Here is a 17451-nt window from a genome sequence, read left to right on the forward strand (position 1 = left end):
TCCCCTACTCAATCACTCGGTGTACATCGCATTCATATAAATATCGCCATCGTAATCATCAGGCTCCAGAGCTTCTGAAAGATTCAGCGGTATTGGCAGCGCGGCTTTTAGCTTTTCCTGCATCTCCGGCGTCAAATAGTGGTGGTGGAGATCGAGTGTTTCCAGATGCGCAATTCGGTCTTTATGCTCCAGCAGCGCCTCTGCGCCGTTGTCCGTTAAGGTACCGCATGAGAGTTCCAGCACGTTAAGCTGCGGCAGGATATTACTTTCCAGCACCCGGCGGGCGATATCATCCTGCTCTTCGCTGTTCATCAACCCCAGATGGGTGAGCTGAGGGAAAAGATCTTTCGATGCCAGCGCCATCACGTCATCCAGCGAACCGTCAAAACCGTATCCCTCTACGCCCAGGAAGAGCTTCAGCGTTTTTAATGCAGGGAGCTGCGCATTTTGTAGTTCGGCAAGTACGTTAGAAGGGATGCCGCCGGAAATGATTTCCAGGTGCTCCAGTTTCTCATGATGTATAGCGCCCAGTCGCAGATCCGACGCGCCTTTAATAATCAGTTCTTTCAGATTGGGTAACGCCGCATAGAGCCTGGAATAGTCACCTTGTTTAATCCAGGAGATCTCGCAGTCTTCGCTCTCCATATCACCGATAAACAGTGATTCCAGGTGAGAAAAGCGGGGGGCGTTCTCCACAATCATATCAATAATAGGCTGGCAGGTTTCGTCTTCCCAACAATCACCCCAGTTACCAATGGTCAGTGAGCGAAGCTTTGGCAGATCTTCATCGGTTAAAATCAAATTAATGAGCTGTTCCTGGGTTAATTCATTGTCCCAATCAATATTAAATCGCTTATTCATTTGTTTCCCTTCTCTATAAGCATGAATACGGTAAAACGCTTTGTGAATATTATCATGGCGCTTAGGGGCGGGATATCGGGAGTCTGATTCAGGATGAATGAGCGGGCAGAACAACTACCCGCTGTGATGCTGATTCGTAAAATAGAGGCAATAATATCAGAAGAAATACTTCGCCCCGATACGAATCTGGTTTTGCTCTCTATGGTAGGGGCCCACGTTACGATCTAACCAGCGTAATTCAAAGTAGGGCAACCAGTGTTCATTGATACGATAACGGAAGGTATTAGTGATTTCCCAATGATGCTTCGTACCATTACTACTATTAAAATCATTAACGTTATAAAAATAGTGTGGTTCAAAGGTATAAGAAAATTTATCGGTAATGATAAAATTCCAATAGTTACCGATTTCATAGCTGTCATTATTATCCAGTTCGCCATTCAAGTCGGTTGAACTATAATTATTGTGATTATATCGGTTACGTACCGTAAGATTAAACCACGGGGTAAATTTATAGTTAACATCCAGATAGACGGCGCCGCCGGAACCAATGCTTTTGTCGTTTATTAACCCGCCAGGCTGGATGGTTAATTTATCTGTAGGTTTAAATAACGGATACCAGCCCTCAATCTCATTATAACCGTGCTTTAATTCATCATCACGCTGTAGCGTATAGGTATTGGTCAACATAATTCCGGCCCCCATATCGGAGTTATAGCCGACGCGCAGCATAAACTCCATTTGGTCAGACGCCAGGTTATAGGCCTCACGGTTTTCTACATAAGCGCCAGCAAAAACAGAGGTGGATATTACTGAAGTTAATATCACTAGAGTATTCAGAGATTTCATAATAAATCCATTTTTCAAATATAGGGAAGCCGCCATCCATCGGGATGGATAAAGCGGCAAGCGTCGTTTAATTATTTACAGTAGAAATACTTTGTTTATTATTAGTCGCGACAATTTGATTACCTGTTTTCTTTCGTTGGGCAATTTCCTCGATAATAAAAGCGAAACGTTGTTCATTGAGCTTATAAAAAAAGCCCATCGTTAGTGCTGCGATAATGGCAAGACCGCAAGGCCATAAAAAAATGAGCTGACGCAAACCAAGCAACGTGGTGTCACTTTGAGCTATGTTGGGGATATAACCGATTTGCGTCAGCATAATACCTGGCAAAAAGCCAGCAAGCGCAGCGGAAATTTTGCGGGAAAAGGTATAACCCGTATACACCGAGCCTTCAGCGCGAATACCCGTTTTCCATTCACCGTAGTCAACCGTATCCGGAACCAGTGCCCAGTTCAGGCTGTTGACGAAAGCGGTACCGAAGAAGGCGATACAAGAGAAAATAACAAACAGGAATGACGTTCCACCCCAGATAAAATTCAGGATATCGCCAACGGCCCACAATATCAGACCACCAAGATAAACCTGTTTTTTCCCGAAGCGTTTTACCGCAGCAGGTACTAATAAAACACCAATCAGGATACAGCCCATGCTGAAAAAACCCATCCATGACAACAAATGAATATCGTTCAGCACGTACTGAGTGTAATAAACCTGAATGGCCAGCTTAATATTAAAGGCGGCCAGCGTGCACAAATTGGCGACGCAGAGCACCAGCAGCGGCGGATTACGAAAAATCGCGCAGAAGGATTTCAATATGCTGGGTTTATGCGTGTCAGGTACGGTTTCGATATACCGTTCTTTCACCCCGCTAAAGCACCACCACATGCTGAACAGCCCGCAGACCGAAAAGATGACAGCTGCAACCAGATAACCCAGCGAAGGGGAACGGGTAAACAGTGCCTGAATGGGCATAAAACCTACGGTACAAAGAAGAAGGCCAATGGTAGCGCCGCCTTGTCGCCATGCGGCGAGCTGGGCCCGCTCATGCGGATTTTTGGTAATAGCGGGTACCATCGCGCCGTATGAGCAGTTCATCAGGCTGTAGAACAGACCGAACAACATAAACAGCACCGTCGCGAAGGCTGTTTTAACGGGTAAAGTAAAGTGAGTGGCAAAGAATTGCGCAGTAGCAACCAGAGCGACTGGAAATGACGCATACAGAATAAAAGGCCGAAACTTTCCTTTTGCGCCAATATTACGGCGTGAATCCAGCAATACGCCGGTGAGCATATCGGTAAAAGCGGTGAAGAATTTCGCCACCAGAAAGATAATTCCACCGTAATATGCAGGCATCCCGAGTTCATCGGTATAAAACTTCAGTAGATACAGCGTACCGATACACAGCATCAGATTTGAGCCGAAATCGCCCACGCCATAGGCGCATTTTTCCCGCAGGCTCAACTTTAGCGTTAGCGGATCATGATTAGACATAATCGCCTCTCAAAACGCCCCGCAGGGCGTTATATTTTATTGTTGTTAAACCGTATGTTTCCGGGCCTCAATCTCTTCCACAATTCGCACGTACATCTTCTCGTTGAGGTTGTAGAAACAGCCCATCGCAATAATGGTGATGACCGCCAGCACGCAAGGATAAATAAAGATCAACTGGCGTAGGCCTTCGACGGTGCCTGCCGATTGCACCACATTCGGGATATAACCGATTTGTGTCAGCATCCAGCCGGGGAAGAACCCTGCCAGCGCCTGGGAGACCTTACGGAAGAACGTGAAGCCGGTGTAAACCGTCCCTTCCGAGCGGACGCCGGTGCGCCATTCACCGTACTCCACCGTGTCGGAAACCAGCGCCCAGTTCAGGCTGTTGACGAAGGCGGAACCGAAGAACGCCAGGCAGGAGAAGGCGACAAAACTGACCGAGCCGCCGCCAAAGAAGTAGTTGAGCAGATCGCCCGCCACCCATATTAACAGCCCGCCGATATAGACTTTCTTCTTGCCAAAACGCCTGACTGCGCCGGGCATCAAAAAGACGCCGATAAAAATACAGCCCATGCTAAAGAAGCCCATCCAGGAGAGGAGGATCGGGTCGTTAAGAACGTACTGGGTGTAATAAACCTGAATCGCCAGTTTGACGTTGAAGGCGCCGAGAGTACAAAGGTTGGCGATACACAGAATAAACAGCGGACGGTTACCGGCGATGGCGCGGAACGACTGCAATAATCCGGGCTTTTGCGCGTTATCGACAGGTTTCACTTCGACGTAGCGCTCTTTAACGCCGGCGTAGCACAGCCACATAAATAGCAGGCCAAACAATGAAAATAGCGTGGCGGCGAAAATATAGCTGAGTTGGGCATTGCCTTCGATCAGGTTCATGACCGGCACAAAGCCAACGGTACACAGCAGCAGGCCGAGAGTGGCGCCGCCCTGACGCCAGGCGGCAAGCGAGGCGCGTTCATCCGGGTTCTTGGTAATCGCGGGCACCATCGCGCCATACGAGCAGTTCATCATGCTGAAAACCAGCCCGTACAGCATAAACAGCATCGTTGCGACGACGGTTTTTCCCGTCACCTCAAACGGTGTGCCGACAAAGTTAGCAATCGCCAGTAGCGTTACCGGAAATGCCGCGTAAAGCACGAACGGGCGGAATTTGCCCTTCGGACCAATTTTACGCCGCGAGTCGAGCATAATGCCGGTACCCATATCGGTAAATGCGGTAAAAAATTTGGCGATCAGGAAAATGATCCCGCCGTAAGTCCCTGGTAAACCCAGCACATCGGTATAAAATTTGAGTAAATAGAGGGTCCCGATATCTAACAGGATATTGGAACCTAAATCCCCCAGTCCATAGGCAAGTTTTTCTTTAAACGGCAAGCGTAGGGTTGCCGGATTCGATGATGTTTGACTCATTATTCTTCTCCATCTGCCCGCAGGTTTCCCTGCGGGCGAGCCGTATTAGATATTCCGTAAAGAAGCAAAAAGTGAAGCCCACTCGCTCTTCGCGCGATAGAAGACCGGCGGTTTGCCAATGGGCGCATCCACGGTAATTTCACCGCCGTGGTGAACTTCACCGGTCCAGATATTCACCCAGTGATCTTCCGGCAGGTACAGCGTCCAGTCGCAACGCCCCTGCTCGTGAACCGGCGCGACCAGCAGATCCTGACCGAGCAGATATTGATATTTCAGGGTGTAGGTTGCGGCATCGTTCTCGTAGTGCAGGAATAGCGGACGCATGACCGGCAGACCGGTAGCCGCGTTTTGCGCCACCGCCTGCTTGAGATACGGTTTCAGCGTGGTAAAGACGGTGGTCATGCGGGCAAAGTGGGCAATAGTTTCCGCGTCGCCGTCGAACTGCCAGTTATCGCCGGGGCGGTTGCCTTCATGGGTGCGCATCATCGGCGTAAAGGCGCTGAAATCGCACCAGCGCAGCAGCAACTCTTTGCTGCGTTTCATGTCAAACAGGGTGGTGTAGCCGCCGATATCGCTGTGATGCAGACCGTGGCCGGTCATCGCCAGCGACAATGCCGCAGGCACGACAGAGGCCAGACCATCATCAAGGCTCCAGTCAACGTTCTGGTCGCCTGCCCACATCATGGTGGAATATTTCTGACTGCCGGTGTAACCCGCACGCATAAAGAACAGGATCTCGCCGAGCTTGCCGGTCTCCTGTAGCGCTTCGTAGTTACACTTCGCCCAGAGCGCAGGCCAGGCGTTATGCATGATCTCTGCGCTGACGCCGTTGTGCAGATACGTGTCGGTCGGCAGATATTCGCCGAAATCCGCCATCCAGCCGCTGCAGCCGAGCGCGATCATGTTCTTTTTGATGACGTCTTTGAACCAGTCGTAAGCTTCAGGATTGGTCAGATCGACCACGCCGCCATAGAATTCGCCAAACTCGACCAGATAGTCGCCGCCCGTGGCGTCTTTCGCCAGGTAGCCGTGTTTCGCCGCCTCGGCGCAGAGGTCTTTATCACTGGCGACGTATGGGTTGATATAAGAGAGGAACTGGACGCCTTCTTCTTTCCACTGTTTGATACGGCTATCCAGCTGTGGATAGTTGTCGCTATTCCACTTCCAGTTCCACATCACGCGTTTGCCGAAAGAGGTCATACGAATGCCGGACCAGTCCTGCGCCCAAATACCGTTCACTTTTACGCCTGCGTTGCGCATGGTATCCAGTTTTTGCTGGCAAACTTCCGTACCGCCCTGAATGCCTAGCGTGACGCCGTCATAAACCCAGTCCGGCAGCTCCGGCTGGCGGCCTAACAGCGCAGTCAGTTTTTCCAGCAGGGCGATGTAGGTGTCGGCACACTCAAAACGCAGCGTAGTTTTATCTTCCCACAGCGCCAGTTCGTGATACTCCGGCGCGCTGAAGTCGAAATTCATATAGCAGCTATTATCGACGTGGCAGTAATACTTCTGCGTGCTGACAAAGGTTGGCTGGGGGAAGAAGGTCCAGTAATAGTCGCCGCCGGCGTTCTCTTTACAGTCTGCCTGCCAGGTGACATAGCTGGTTTTATTACGGCCAACGCCCTGTTCGCTGGTCCACAGCGGGAACGGCTTGCCGCGCAAATCGAAATAAGAGAACTGTTCGCCGCAGCCGTAGATATGGTCGTCTGGATTAGCTGCGAGGCGTAACCAGATACGGTTATGGTGCAGGTCGTCGTTTTGCAGATCCAGCTGCAGGCGTCCCGCCTCATCGGTGGAGATGCGAAGGGTGGCGCTAATTGTTGCGCCACGGCTGAATTGTACCAGCCAGCCGTCAGGTAGCTCGCTGACGGTGGCCTCCGTTAATGCAATCTTTTCGTTAAGTTTGTCTTTGATGCTAAAGTTGCCGCGAAACATGTCAATGTCGGCAACGCCCGCGCCAATCCACAGACAGGGATTTTCGGTGCTGTGACGTAAAATCAGGCGCTGTTGCCAGCTAAGCGCAAAACCATCCTGTGATGTTGTCAGTTCAAAATCGGTTGACCGTTGTGGTAGAGAATTCATTGTAATCTCCGTGAATGTAGGGTAATTCGGTAATCCATTTGGGCTAGTCGCAGCCGATGGAAAAATGCAGTTGATGGATCGCTTTTGGGGCAAGATGAATCAGTGCGATCCCGGAATTAAATGCATCGGGCGGGCAGCTCATAGGCTCTACCGCGAGACCTTTTCGGCTGAGTTTTTCGCCGGTATAGATCTGCAACCAGGGCTGGGTGCTGCGTAAAAATGTAGACATGTTCTGCGTTGGGCTGGTAAGTCTGACCTCCCACTCAGCCGGGGTCGTCGCGGTCTTAACCGCATGATCAAGGCGCGTTTCGCCGAGCAGGCATGATGCGGAAAAATCCCTGCCTGCGGGCAATTCTTCGCTTGCAGGCAGTGTTAATACACAGCTATCGATGCTTTGCAGATTACAAGTCAAATAAGGATGCGCGCCCGCGCCATAAGGGGCTGATTCATCGCCAATGTTTTGCGTACGAATCAATACGCGCAGCCCACTGGCGGCATCTAACCGATAAATCACTTCCGATATCAACGCAAAGGGATAGCCGTAAGAGGGCGGCAGAAAAATCGTTAGCGACGCTTCCGTCGCCGACTGATAATTAATCTGCCAGTCTCGCCAGGCTAACAGACCGTGAATGGCGGTCTGCGAAACCGGGTCGTTAACGGCAAGCTGGAAAACCTTGCCGTTATAGGAGTAGCAGCCATTTGTCACGCGATTGGGCCAGGGAATCAATACTTTCCCCAGATGCGCCATGGGTATTTCTTCCGGTTTATGCGGGATGACCACATGACGTCCATGATGAGTCAGTTCCGCCAGACCTGCGCCAACCGTGACGATTTTCGCCTGGTAATGGCCCGCATTAAGCTGAATAGTTTTTCCACCGCTATGCATGGCTGCCATCCTCATGACCTATTTCGCGTTGATATCCAGGAGACCCGCCGCGACCGCCGGAGCCAGGCCCGGCGCCAGTGGCAGACGAGGAATGACCAGGCAGTGCAGCAGATGGTAAATATCTTGCTTGCCGTCCCACACTTTGGTGGTCACTTTGTTATCGGCGTCCAGCTCTTGCCACCAGGAACCATTTTCATAGTCCATCAGGTACTTAATGCAGTAGTCCCACCATTTCTGATACCACTCTTCATACTGGCTATCGCCCGTCAGGGTGTAGAGGGCGTAGGCCGTACCCATCGCTTCCACAATCGGCCAGCGCACGCGTTCACGTACGATAGGTTTACCGTCCCAGTCGACTGAGTAGACAAAACCGTCTGCGCCATCTGGCGCCCAGGCGTCGCGGATAGTGGCATGGAACAGACCTTTCGCGTCTTCCAGCAGCCAGGCGGGTGGCGTTTCGAAGCGGGCCTCCAGCGCAGCATGGAGATGGAGCATCAGACGGCCCCACTCAATCCAGTGACCTGGCGTACCGCCGTAGGCGCGGAAACGGTGGGCAGGATTATCTTTGTTGTAGTCGCGGATAGGGTTCCACTGTGAATCGAAGTGTTCATTGACGCGGTAATCACCGTTGCGCGCCACATCATGAATAATTACCGACGCGATACGCAGCGCGCGATCCAACCATTTTTTGTCATGGGTAACGTCATAAACAATCAGGAATGCTTCGACGGCGTGCATATTGGCGTTACCGCCACGGTAATCTTCCGTCTGGCTAAAGGCTTCGTCCCAGGACTCCAGGCACATCTGCTCTTCTTCACTCCAGAAGTATTTCTCAATCACTTCTATGGTGTAATCCAGCAATTTCCTGGCTTCAGGATGCCCGGTCGTGACGGCGCTGGCCGCGCCCAGCAAGGCGAAGAAGTGTTGATAACCCTGTTTAGAGGCATCCACCACGCCCTGATCGTTAACGCAGGCATACCAGCCGCCGTATTTTTTATCGCGCAGCGCGCCGTTCATGGCTTTGATGCCGTGATCGACCAGATCATAAGCGCCCGGTCGGCCCATCGACGCCGCCACGGAATAAACGTGCAGCATACGCGCCGTGATCCAAAGATGGGTGCCCATCTCTTCTTTGATTTGCCCTTTATTTCCCAGCCAGCCGAAGCCTGTCGGCACCACGGCGTTTTTACCGAAATTAAAGATGCGGTCGGTTTCCTGCTCCAGCCAGCGGTTGTGGCTCAACGTGTTAAACCATTTCATTCTGTCATCCTCGTATTAACGACGTTTTGCCATCATTTCATCGACGATCTCGCCCAGACGTTGCAATTTAGGCGCGGAAACATCACGTAGCATCAGCTCGGTATCCGGTAAACCAATTACTGATGACCAGACCGCGCGTCCCGCCAGGAACCCGGATGCGCCAGCTTCCATGGCGACCCTGACTGCGCGAGGGAACAGTTTTTCGTCCACACCGGAAGAGAGGATGACCCACGGCATATTGATATGCCCATTCAGGCGTTGTGAGGCGGTAAGAAGATCGGAACGTGCGCCTTTGCCGTAGAGCGGCATTTCAACTTTGTAAAGATCGGCGCCGCTGTCGCCCAGCTCTTTGGCCGCATCGATAATCGCCTGCTCGCGATCGAACTTGTCGCCGCAGCGCGGCGGACGTACAACCGGTTCGATAATGCTCAACAAACCATTGGAGTGGCATAATTCATTGAATTCCTTGACCATATCCAGACGCTGCTGCGCGTCTTCGTCGCTGCGCCACAGCACCAACAGTTTTAAGGCTTTCGCGCCATCCCGTTTTACCGCCTGCGCATTAATTTTTTTATCAATGACCACGTTATCAACGGGAATACCGTTGCCCGGGATGAAATCATCCGCCGCGACGATCATGGCGCAGCTTTTAGCGACCGCGTTTTGTTCTACGGCCTGGCGATAACAGAACTGCTGATCCAGCAGAACGGCAGAGGCATACGGGGAAAGAATTTTCGCCGCATTCACTTTGAAATCCGTCAGCACGCTATCGGCAACGGGTGTTTTCGCACCAGCAGCAGCAAACATTAAACGCATCGCCTCGCGCTGATCGACAGCCAGCATGGCAAACCCGCCGGACGCTCGCGTAATGTCTTTGATGGTGTAGTTGTTCATTCAATTTTCCTTTATACAGTCGTTACTTTTTTACGTTGGCGGTCAGCCCGGCGCTGATGCGCACCTGTTCCAGGATGGCGCTCCAGTCTTCCCGACCGCGGCCTGCGGCCCGCGCCAGGTTATAAACTTCACGGGAGGCGGCGCCGAGCGGCATCGGTACGTGCAGTTGATTGGCGACATCCAACGCGATGCCAAGATCTTTGTGCGCCAGATCGATCATGAAGGCGGGAGACAGATCCCCTTTCATCACTTTATTCGGCCAGGTGGTGGTGAAATGCCCTTTGCCTGCGGCAGTGCCGCTCATCACTTTTAAAGCCACGTCGAAGGAAAGCCCCAGCGCTTCACACAGCACGGCGGCTTCGGCGGAGAGCGCATTTAGCGCAATACTCATGTAGTTGTTGATCAGTTTTACGCGAATACCCATTCCCGGGCCGCCGGTGTTGACCAGCTCATTACCCATCGCCATCAGAACAGGGGTAGCGCGCTCTACTTGCTCCGTCGTACCGCCTGCCAGCAGCAACAATGTGCCGGTAATCGCGTTGTCGGATGTCCGGCCTACCGGCACATCCATCATGCTGAACCCTTTGCTCTGCATGTCGGCAATCAGCTTATCGGTTTGCAACGGATGAATAGTGGACATATCAATGACCAGCGCTTCACGGGAAAGGGTTTCACAAACGCCTTGCTCGCCAAACAAAACGGAACGAACCAGATCGCCGTTCGGGAGCATGGTGATAACAAATTCAGCGCCGATGGTTGCTTGAGCCGGGCTGCTTGCAGGTTGCGCGCCTTTGTCTACCAGGCGCTGTACGGCGTCGTGATTAACATCGAAGACGCTGAGTTGATGGCCCTGCTTTAGCAGATTGCTCGCCATAGGGGAGCCCATCTGTCCCAACCCGATAAATGCTATAACTGCCATATCGTTCTCCTGAACACGGTGGTGTCATTTTTTGTCATTAATGAGCCTTTTTCTGTCCGTTTGTGATCGTATTTGTAATTTATAGTCAAAAAATTGACAGCCGTCACTTTTTAAACATTTCGTGAAATTAAAATGAGCACATCGAAAATGCTTGAGGAATGACCATGGTTCGTATTGCTTGTGTAGGTATTACCGTGATGGATCGCATCTATTACGTGGAAGGATTACCGACAGAAGGGGGTAAATATGTGGCGAAGCGCTATACGGAAGTGGGCGGCGGGCCTGCGGCGACCGCTGCCGTGGCTGCGGCGAAATTGGGCGCGCAGGTGGACTTTATTGGCCGTGTGGGCGATGACGACACCGGAAACAGCCTGCTGGCGGAACTGGAATCCCTGGGGGTAAATACCCGTTATACCCGCCGCTACACGCAGGCCATGTCGTCGCAGTCAGCGATTATGGTGGATGCCAAAGGAGAGCGGATTATCGTTAATTATCCCAGCCCGGATTTATTACCTGACGCCGACTGGCTTAACGACATCGATTTTTCGCAGTGGGATGTGGTGTTGGCGGATGTGCGCTGGCATGACGGCGCAAAACAGGCGTTTACGCTGGCGCGTCAGGCTGGCGTCATGACTGTTCTTGATGGCGATATTACGCCGCAGGATATTAGCGAGCTGGTGGCGTTAAGCGACCACGCCGCCTTCTCCGAGCCAGGGCTGGCACGCCTGACGGGGATGAGCGAAGCCATTGATGCGCTAAAAAAAGCACAAATGCTCACAAATGGACATGTCTATGTCACGCGAGGCAGTGAAGGCTGCAACTGGTTGGAAAAAGCGGCGGTACGCCACCAACCGGGTTTTACCGTGGAGGTGGTGGATACTACTGGCGCGGGCGATGTTTTTCATGGCGCACTGGCATTTGGCCTGGCAAGCGGATACGCCATCGAAGAGGCTGTCAGATTCGCCAGCGGCGTTGCCGCGCTGAAGTGTACGCGCCCGGGTGGCCGGGCGGGTATCCCTGATTGTGAGCAAACCCGATCTTTCTTGTCACTTTTTGTATAATATGAGCAGTAGGAAGCTTTTAGAGGAATGCTCATGAGTCTTACCGAACTGACCGGTAATCCGCGACACGATCGGCTGTTAATGCTAATTGATGAGCGCGGCTATATGAATATCGATGAGTTAGCCAGTTTGTTGGAGGTCTCTACCCAGACGGTTCGCCGCGATATTCGTAAATTAAGCGAGCAGGGGCTGATTACGCGTCATCACGGCGGCGCTGGCAGAGCGTCCAGTGTGGTCAATACCGCCTTTGAGCAGCGAGAGGTCTCCTGGACGCAAGAGAAAAAAGCCATTGCGGAAGCCGTGGCTGACTATATTCCGGATGGCTCCACGATATTTATCACGATTGGAACGACGGTTGAGCAGGTGGCGCGCGCGCTGCTCAACCATAATCATCTGCGCATTATCACCAATAGCCTGCGCGTCGCGCACATTCTTTATAATAACCCTCGTTTTGAAGTGATGGTGCCTGGCGGCACGCTGCGCCCGCATAATAGCGGCATTATCGGGCCATCCGCGGCGGCGTTTGTGGCGGGGTTCCGGGCTGACTATCTCGTCACCAGCGTAGGTGCGATAGAGAGCGATGGCGCGTTACTGGAGTTTGATGTCAACGAAGCCAGCGTAGTGAAAACCATGATGGCCCACTCGCGACATATTCTGCTGGCCGCCGATCATACGAAATACCATGCTTCTGCGGCGGTTGAGATCGGCAATGTGTCACAGATTACCGCTCTGTTTACGGACGAGTATCCCGGTCCGGCATTACAGAATTTACTTCAATCCCAGCAAATCGAAGTGGTTCAGGTGAGTCCTTCGCTGGACGACGCCGTTTCAGCGTGACAAGCGCCCTTGCGCCGGATGGTCGCGTCAGCGCTTTATCCGGCCAATAAAACGGCGCTGTGATGCAGGCGATATTGGGCATCGTCTGCGTTTCTATTGTCTTTTTGTTAATTGATTTATAAAGGGATACATAGTCAAACTTCTCCTTTCCCGCTACAGTTATTCATCCCCGGTTAGCAAGGAGAATGACATGCTCTACATCTTTGATTTAGGTAATGTGATTGTCGACATCGACTTTAACCGCGTATTAGGTGTGTGGAGCGATCTGAGTCGAGTACCGCTGGCTTCGCTGAAGCAAAAATTTACGATGGGCGAGACTTTTCACCAACATGAACGCGGTGAGATAACGGACGAAGCGTTTGCTGAAGCTTTCTGTCATGAAATGGCGTTATCGCTCAGTTATGAACAATTCGCGCACGGCTGGCAGGCGGTATTTGTCGGATTACGGCCCGAAGTGATTGCTATCATGCATAAACTGCGCGAGCAGGGGCATCGCGTGGTGGTGCTATCCAATACTAACCGACTGCATACCCACTTCTGGCCGGAGGAATACCCGGAGGTGCGCGCTGCCGCCGACCATATCTATTTATCGCAGGATTTGGGAATGCGTAAACCGGAAGCGCGTATTTATCAGCACGTCCTGCAGAAAGAAGGTTTTTCCGCTGCCGATGCGGTCTTTTTCGACGACAATGCCGATAATATAGAAGGGGCCAACCAGTTGGGGATCACCAGCATTCTGGTGAAGGATAAAGCCACCATCCCTGACTATTTCGCGAAGCTGTTATGCTAAAAACCGTTCACCAAAAAGCTGGACGCCATACGCGCCCTGTTCGGGCCTGGCTCAAGCTATTATGGCAGCGTATCGATGAGGATAATATGACGACTCTGGCGGGAAATCTCGCCTATGTCTCATTACTCTCCTTAGTACCGCTTATTGCCGTCGTTTTTGCCCTTTTCGCTGCTTTTCCAATGTTTTCTGATGTCAGCATTCAGTTACGCCATTTTATTTTTGCTAACTTTATGCCAGCCACCGGAGACGTGATTCAGCGCTATATTGAGCAGTTTGTCGCTAACTCCAACAAAATGACGGCGGTGGGCGCCTGTGGACTGATTGTGACGGCATTGCTGTTGATGTACGCCATTGATAGCGCCTTAAACACTATCTGGCGCAGCAAACGCACACGGCCAAAAGTGTACTCTTTTGCGGTGTACTGGATGATCCTCACGCTCGGCCCGCTTCTCGCCGGCGCCAGCCTGGCAATCAGCTCCTACCTGCTTTCTTTACGCTGGGCCAGCGATCTGAATACGGTCATCGACAATGTATTGCGCATCCTTCCGCTGCTGCTCTCGTGGATCTCATTCTGGTTACTTTACAGTATTGTCCCAACAACTCGCGTACCGAACCGTGACGCCCTTGTCGGCGCGTTTGTCGCAGCGTTGCTGTTCGAGGCCGGAAAGAAAGGTTTCGCGCTTTATATCACCATGTTCCCGTCATATCAGCTCATTTATGGCGTACTGGCAGTGATCCCTATCCTGTTTGTCTGGGTATACTGGACCTGGTGTATAGTCTTGCTTGGCGCAGAAATAACTGTCACTCTCGGGGAATACCGAAAACTCAAACAAGCCGCAGAACAAGAAGAAGCTGACCAACCATGATTGCATTAATTCAACGCGTAACCCGTGCCAGCGTCACCGTGGAGGACGAGGTGACGGGTAAAATCGGCCCAGGACTTTTGGTGTTATTGGGTGTCGAAAAAGAAGATGACGAACAAAAAGCGAATCGTCTGTGCGAGCGCGTGCTGGGATACCGTATCTTCAGCGATGCTGACGGCAAGATGAATCTGAATGTACAACAGGCTGGCGGCAGCGTGCTGGTGGTGTCGCAGTTTACGCTGGCGGCAGATACCGAACGCGGTATGCGGCCAAGCTTTTCCGGCGGGGCTGCGCCGGATCGCGCGCAGGCGCTTTATGAATATTTTGTCGAACGCTGCCGCCAGCAGGCGATAAACACGCAAACCGGACGCTTCGCTGCCGATATGCAGGTTGAGCTGGTTAATGACGGTCCCGTGACATTCTGGCTCCAGGTATGAGTCAGCTTCCGGCGTGGCCGCGGATAACAACAGAGAGTACGGCTATGTATCACCTTCGAGTTCCGCAAACAGAAGAAGAATTAGAACGTTACTACCAGTTTCGCTGGGAGATGCTGCGTAAACCGCTGCACCAGCCGAAAGGGTCGGAACGGGATGGCTGGGATGCGTTGGCGCACCATCAAATGGTGGTGGACGAAGAAGGAAATTTAGTTGCAGTGGGCCGCCTGTATATCAATGCAGATAACGAGGCGTCTATTCGTTTTATGGCTGTACATCCCTCGGTACAGGATAAAGGGCTGGGGACATTAATGGCGATGACCCTGGAGTCTGTTGCTCGCCAGGAAGGCGTTAAGCGCGTCACCTGCAGCGCGCGCGAAGATGCGGTTGAGTTCTTTGCCAAACTCGGGTTTGTCAATCAGGGGGAGATTACTACGCCCACAACCACGCCAATCCGCCATTTTCTGATGATTAAACCGGTAGCATCGCTGGATGATATCCTGCATCGCGGCGACTGGTGCGGGCAGCTTCAGCAGGCCTGGTATGAGCACATTCCATTGAGTGAAAAGATGGGGGTGCGCATTCAGCAGTACACCGGGCAAAAATTTATCACCACGATGCCGGAAACCGGTAATCAAAATCCGCATCACACGGTGTTTGCCGGCAGCCTGTTCTCCCTGGCGACGTTGACCGGATGGGGACTTATCTGGCTGATGCTCCGTGAACGCCACCTGGGCGGGACGATTATTCTTGCTGACGCCCATATTCGCTACAGTAAACCCATTAGCGGAAAGCCAAACGCCGTGGCTGATTTGGGGTCGCTAAGCGGTGATTTGGACAGGCTGGCGCGGGGTAAAAAAGCGCGTGTCCAGTTGCAGGTTGAACTGTTGGGCGGTGAGACCGCAGGGGCAATTTTCGAAGGCATTTATATCGTACTACCTGCGAAACCGTTCGGCCCGTATGAAGAGGGCGGGAATGAGGAGGAGTAGCTGGACATATCCAACTACTCGATGAAGGCATCCGCTGGTAGTTTGAAGCGTTGTGTAAGCGCTTTAATATGATTAACCGTTAGTGCTCTGCGGCCATTTAAGATGTTGCTGACGTTCGATTTAGAACCAAGTTCGTTGGCAAGATCTGCTGCTTTGAGACCGTATTGATCCATGAGCGTTCGCAATACTGAAACGCCAGGGGGTGTTTTCTCCAGGTGTTGGTTGAGTGATTTGAATTCCGGCGCATGTTTTTCGTATTCACTGATTCGGGCACAGAGCAATTCAAATAGTGGGTTTTCAAGATCGTCGTGGTCGACCAGAAACTCCACTAGCGCTAGTGCCCTGCGATACTCATTGTCATTTCGGTCTTCCCCCATCAGTGGGACGCTTTTTACCGCATCGCTGAAGGTATCAACGATCTTTTTTGCGCTGGTTGCATCCATCTGACGATGAGTTCTCATTCTTTATTACCCCGATCATATGCGGTCAGTTTGTCATATTCGGCATGGGAAACGATATGTTTCACAAATATCTTATGTAACCTGAAATCTATGTAGGAAATGAGTCTCAGGCTGTTACCAGAAACATCAATCACCCACCATTTATCTCTGTACTTAAAATTATCCAGTGAAGGAATATACCGCTTCATCTCTTCAGGCTGAGTGAATGTTTTTTTCTCCAGAACATTCAGCAACTCAGTGAGAGCAAGCTCATGGTTTGGATACATGAGCATCGCTTCATTGAACGGTTTTCGGCTGATAACATGCACAATGTCGTTCCATTACAAAGTTTTCAACCTGAAAACAATTTAGCGCAACGTTATCCAGTTTTCAAGTTGAAAACAAAATTGAATTTTAGGTCATTTTGCCTGTTGATGGGCTTACAACACGCCAGGCCACATCTCGCATGGCGCTTCGTGCCGCCTGGCTCACGCCTCCGAGCTGGAAAAAGCCATGGATGACACCGAGATAGCGCTGGCAAGTACATTCCACACCCTGTTCCTGGAACCGTTGATACAGGGCCTCGCCCTCATCGCGCAGTGGGTCGAATTCGGCAGTAATGATGTGCGTGGATGGCAGTCCGGCGAAGTCCTCACGCCAGAGCGGACTGGCTTCAGGATGCAGTGGATCGGTTCGCGGCATATACATCTCGTAGCCTGAAAGCAGCGTGTCACGCGTGATAATGTAATCCAGCCCATTACAGGTGTAGCTCGCAAACCTGGCGGTTGCGTCCAGCATGGGGTAGATCAGAATCAGCTGTGCAGGTTGCCATTGACGGGCGGCTTTCAGGCGTAGCGCGGTGACCAGCGCCAGATGCCCACCCGCGCTGTCACCGGCAAGCGTAATGTTCTCGCGATCTATCCCCAGTTTCTGGGCATATTTCCAGATAGTATTAGCTCCGGTTTCGGCATCGTTATGTGCGGCCGGGAAGGTGTGCTCTGGTGCAAGTCGGTACTGTGCCGCAATCACGCGACAACGGCTGTAAAAAGCTAACTGCCTTAACTGGTTATCGTGAGTGGCAAAACCGCCGCTGACAAAGCAGCCACCATGATAATAAATGATGCAGGGTAATTTCCCTGTGGCATTGAGCGGCGAAACCACGCGAAACGTCATGGCATCGAGTTCAATATCTTCAACCTGGACGCGGGTTTCTGTTTCTCCTGCCAGCGTCGTGCTGGCGATGTAGCCCGCCCTCCGGTCATCAATATTCTGTTCGCGAGAAGAGGGGCGTCCCGCCGCGATAAATTCCTCCACTAACTGCGCAATCCCGCTTTCCAGTGCCATTTTTCATTGCCTTTATCTGTATGGA

General features: G+C 51.9%; 18 protein-coding genes. 6 read left to right on the forward strand and 12 right to left on the reverse strand.

Going from position 1 to position 17451, the window contains the following annotated elements; all coding sequences use genetic code 11:
* Positions 1–12: 12 nt before the first annotated feature.
* The 9 genes from J4728_RS18500 to yihU form a co-directional block, all read right to left on the reverse strand.
* Positions 13–861, reverse strand: coding sequence for an STM4015 family protein (locus J4728_RS18500; RefSeq protein ID WP_001042081.1), 849 nt, complete (start codon positions 859–861; stop codon positions 13–15).
* Between the two features lie 156 nt (positions 862–1017).
* Complete coding sequence (gene ompL, locus J4728_RS18505; RefSeq protein ID WP_000838828.1) at positions 1018–1710, reverse strand: porin OmpL; 693 nt, start codon at positions 1708–1710, stop codon at positions 1018–1020.
* Between the two features lie 67 nt (positions 1711–1777).
* Positions 1778–3199 (reverse strand): MFS transporter, encoded by a 1422-nt coding sequence (locus J4728_RS18510; RefSeq protein ID WP_058116643.1) that lies wholly within the window; start codon positions 3197–3199, stop codon positions 1778–1780.
* Between the two features lie 45 nt (positions 3200–3244).
* Entirely contained in the window at positions 3245–4627 is a 1383-nt protein-coding gene (locus tag J4728_RS18515; protein ID WP_000084250.1) for an MFS transporter, read from the reverse strand.
* Positions 4628–4672: 45 nt separating this feature from the next.
* Positions 4673–6709 (reverse strand): alpha-glucosidase, encoded by a 2037-nt coding sequence (locus J4728_RS18520; protein WP_001087045.1) that lies wholly within the window; start codon positions 6707–6709, stop codon positions 4673–4675.
* Between the two features lie 43 nt (positions 6710–6752).
* Complete coding sequence (locus J4728_RS18525) at positions 6753–7610, reverse strand: aldose-1-epimerase (protein ID WP_023227072.1); 858 nt, start codon at positions 7608–7610, stop codon at positions 6753–6755.
* 3 nt (positions 7611–7613) lie between these two features.
* On the reverse strand, positions 7614–8855 hold the full coding sequence (gene yihS / locus J4728_RS18530; protein WP_000870947.1) for a sulfoquinovose isomerase: 1242 nt from the start codon (positions 8853–8855) through the stop codon (positions 7614–7616).
* A gap of 15 nt (positions 8856–8870) precedes the next feature.
* Positions 8871–9749, reverse strand: coding sequence for a sulfofructosephosphate aldolase (gene yihT / locus J4728_RS18535; RefSeq protein ID WP_001067413.1), 879 nt, complete (start codon positions 9747–9749; stop codon positions 8871–8873).
* 22 nt (positions 9750–9771) lie between these two features.
* Positions 9772–10668 (reverse strand): sulfolactaldehyde 3-reductase, encoded by an 897-nt coding sequence (yihU, locus tag J4728_RS18540; protein ID WP_023181421.1) that lies wholly within the window; start codon positions 10666–10668, stop codon positions 9772–9774.
* Between the two features lie 164 nt (positions 10669–10832).
* Here yihU and J4728_RS18545 point away from each other — a divergent pair, with 164 nt between their 5' ends.
* The 6 genes from J4728_RS18545 (at position 10833) to fabY (ending at position 15642) form a co-directional block, all read left to right on the forward strand.
* Positions 10833–11729, forward strand: a complete 897-nt coding sequence (locus tag J4728_RS18545; RefSeq protein ID WP_001520529.1) for a sugar kinase — start codon at positions 10833–10835, stop codon at positions 11727–11729.
* 33 nt (positions 11730–11762) lie between these two features.
* Positions 11763–12566 (forward strand): DeoR/GlpR family DNA-binding transcription regulator, encoded by an 804-nt coding sequence (locus J4728_RS18550; protein ID WP_000059693.1) that lies wholly within the window; start codon positions 11763–11765, stop codon positions 12564–12566.
* Between the two features lie 190 nt (positions 12567–12756).
* On the forward strand, positions 12757–13356 hold the full coding sequence (yihX, locus tag J4728_RS18555) for a glucose-1-phosphatase (protein WP_000965695.1): 600 nt from the start codon (positions 12757–12759) through the stop codon (positions 13354–13356).
* On the forward strand, positions 13350–14222 hold the full coding sequence (locus J4728_RS18560; RefSeq protein WP_000921423.1) for a virulence factor BrkB family protein: 873 nt from the start codon (positions 13350–13352) through the stop codon (positions 14220–14222). Before yihX ends, J4728_RS18560 begins: the two co-directional genes overlap by 7 nt.
* Positions 14219–14656 (forward strand): D-aminoacyl-tRNA deacylase, encoded by a 438-nt coding sequence (gene dtd, locus J4728_RS18565; protein ID WP_000560974.1) that lies wholly within the window; start codon positions 14219–14221, stop codon positions 14654–14656. Before J4728_RS18560 ends, dtd begins: the two co-directional genes overlap by 4 nt.
* A gap of 44 nt (positions 14657–14700) precedes the next feature.
* Positions 14701–15642 carry a fatty acid biosynthesis protein FabY gene (gene fabY / locus J4728_RS18570; protein WP_001518251.1) on the forward strand — a complete coding sequence of 314 codons (942 nt, stop codon included), beginning with the start codon at positions 14701–14703 and terminating at the stop codon, positions 15640–15642.
* 14 nt (positions 15643–15656) lie between these two features.
* On the opposite strand, the gene J4728_RS18575 is transcribed toward fabY, so the two are convergent.
* The 3 genes from J4728_RS18575 to J4728_RS18585 form a co-directional block, all read right to left on the reverse strand.
* Positions 15657–16103, reverse strand: a complete 447-nt coding sequence (locus J4728_RS18575; RefSeq protein WP_017465948.1) for a type II toxin-antitoxin system HigA family antitoxin — start codon at positions 16101–16103, stop codon at positions 15657–15659.
* Positions 16100–16411, reverse strand: a complete 312-nt coding sequence (locus J4728_RS18580; RefSeq protein WP_017465947.1) for a type II toxin-antitoxin system HigB family toxin — start codon at positions 16409–16411, stop codon at positions 16100–16102. The genes J4728_RS18575 and J4728_RS18580 overlap by 4 nt, the downstream gene beginning before the upstream one ends.
* Before the next feature lie 85 nt (positions 16412–16496).
* Positions 16497–17426, reverse strand: a complete 930-nt coding sequence (locus J4728_RS18585; RefSeq protein ID WP_001162860.1) for an alpha/beta hydrolase — start codon at positions 17424–17426, stop codon at positions 16497–16499.
* Between the last annotated feature and the right edge of the window lie 25 nt (positions 17427–17451).

It is taken from the genome of Salmonella sp. 32070601201500089SM (assembly GCF_017573605.1).
Classification (GTDB): Bacteria; Pseudomonadota; Gammaproteobacteria; order Enterobacterales; family Enterobacteriaceae; genus Salmonella; species Salmonella enterica.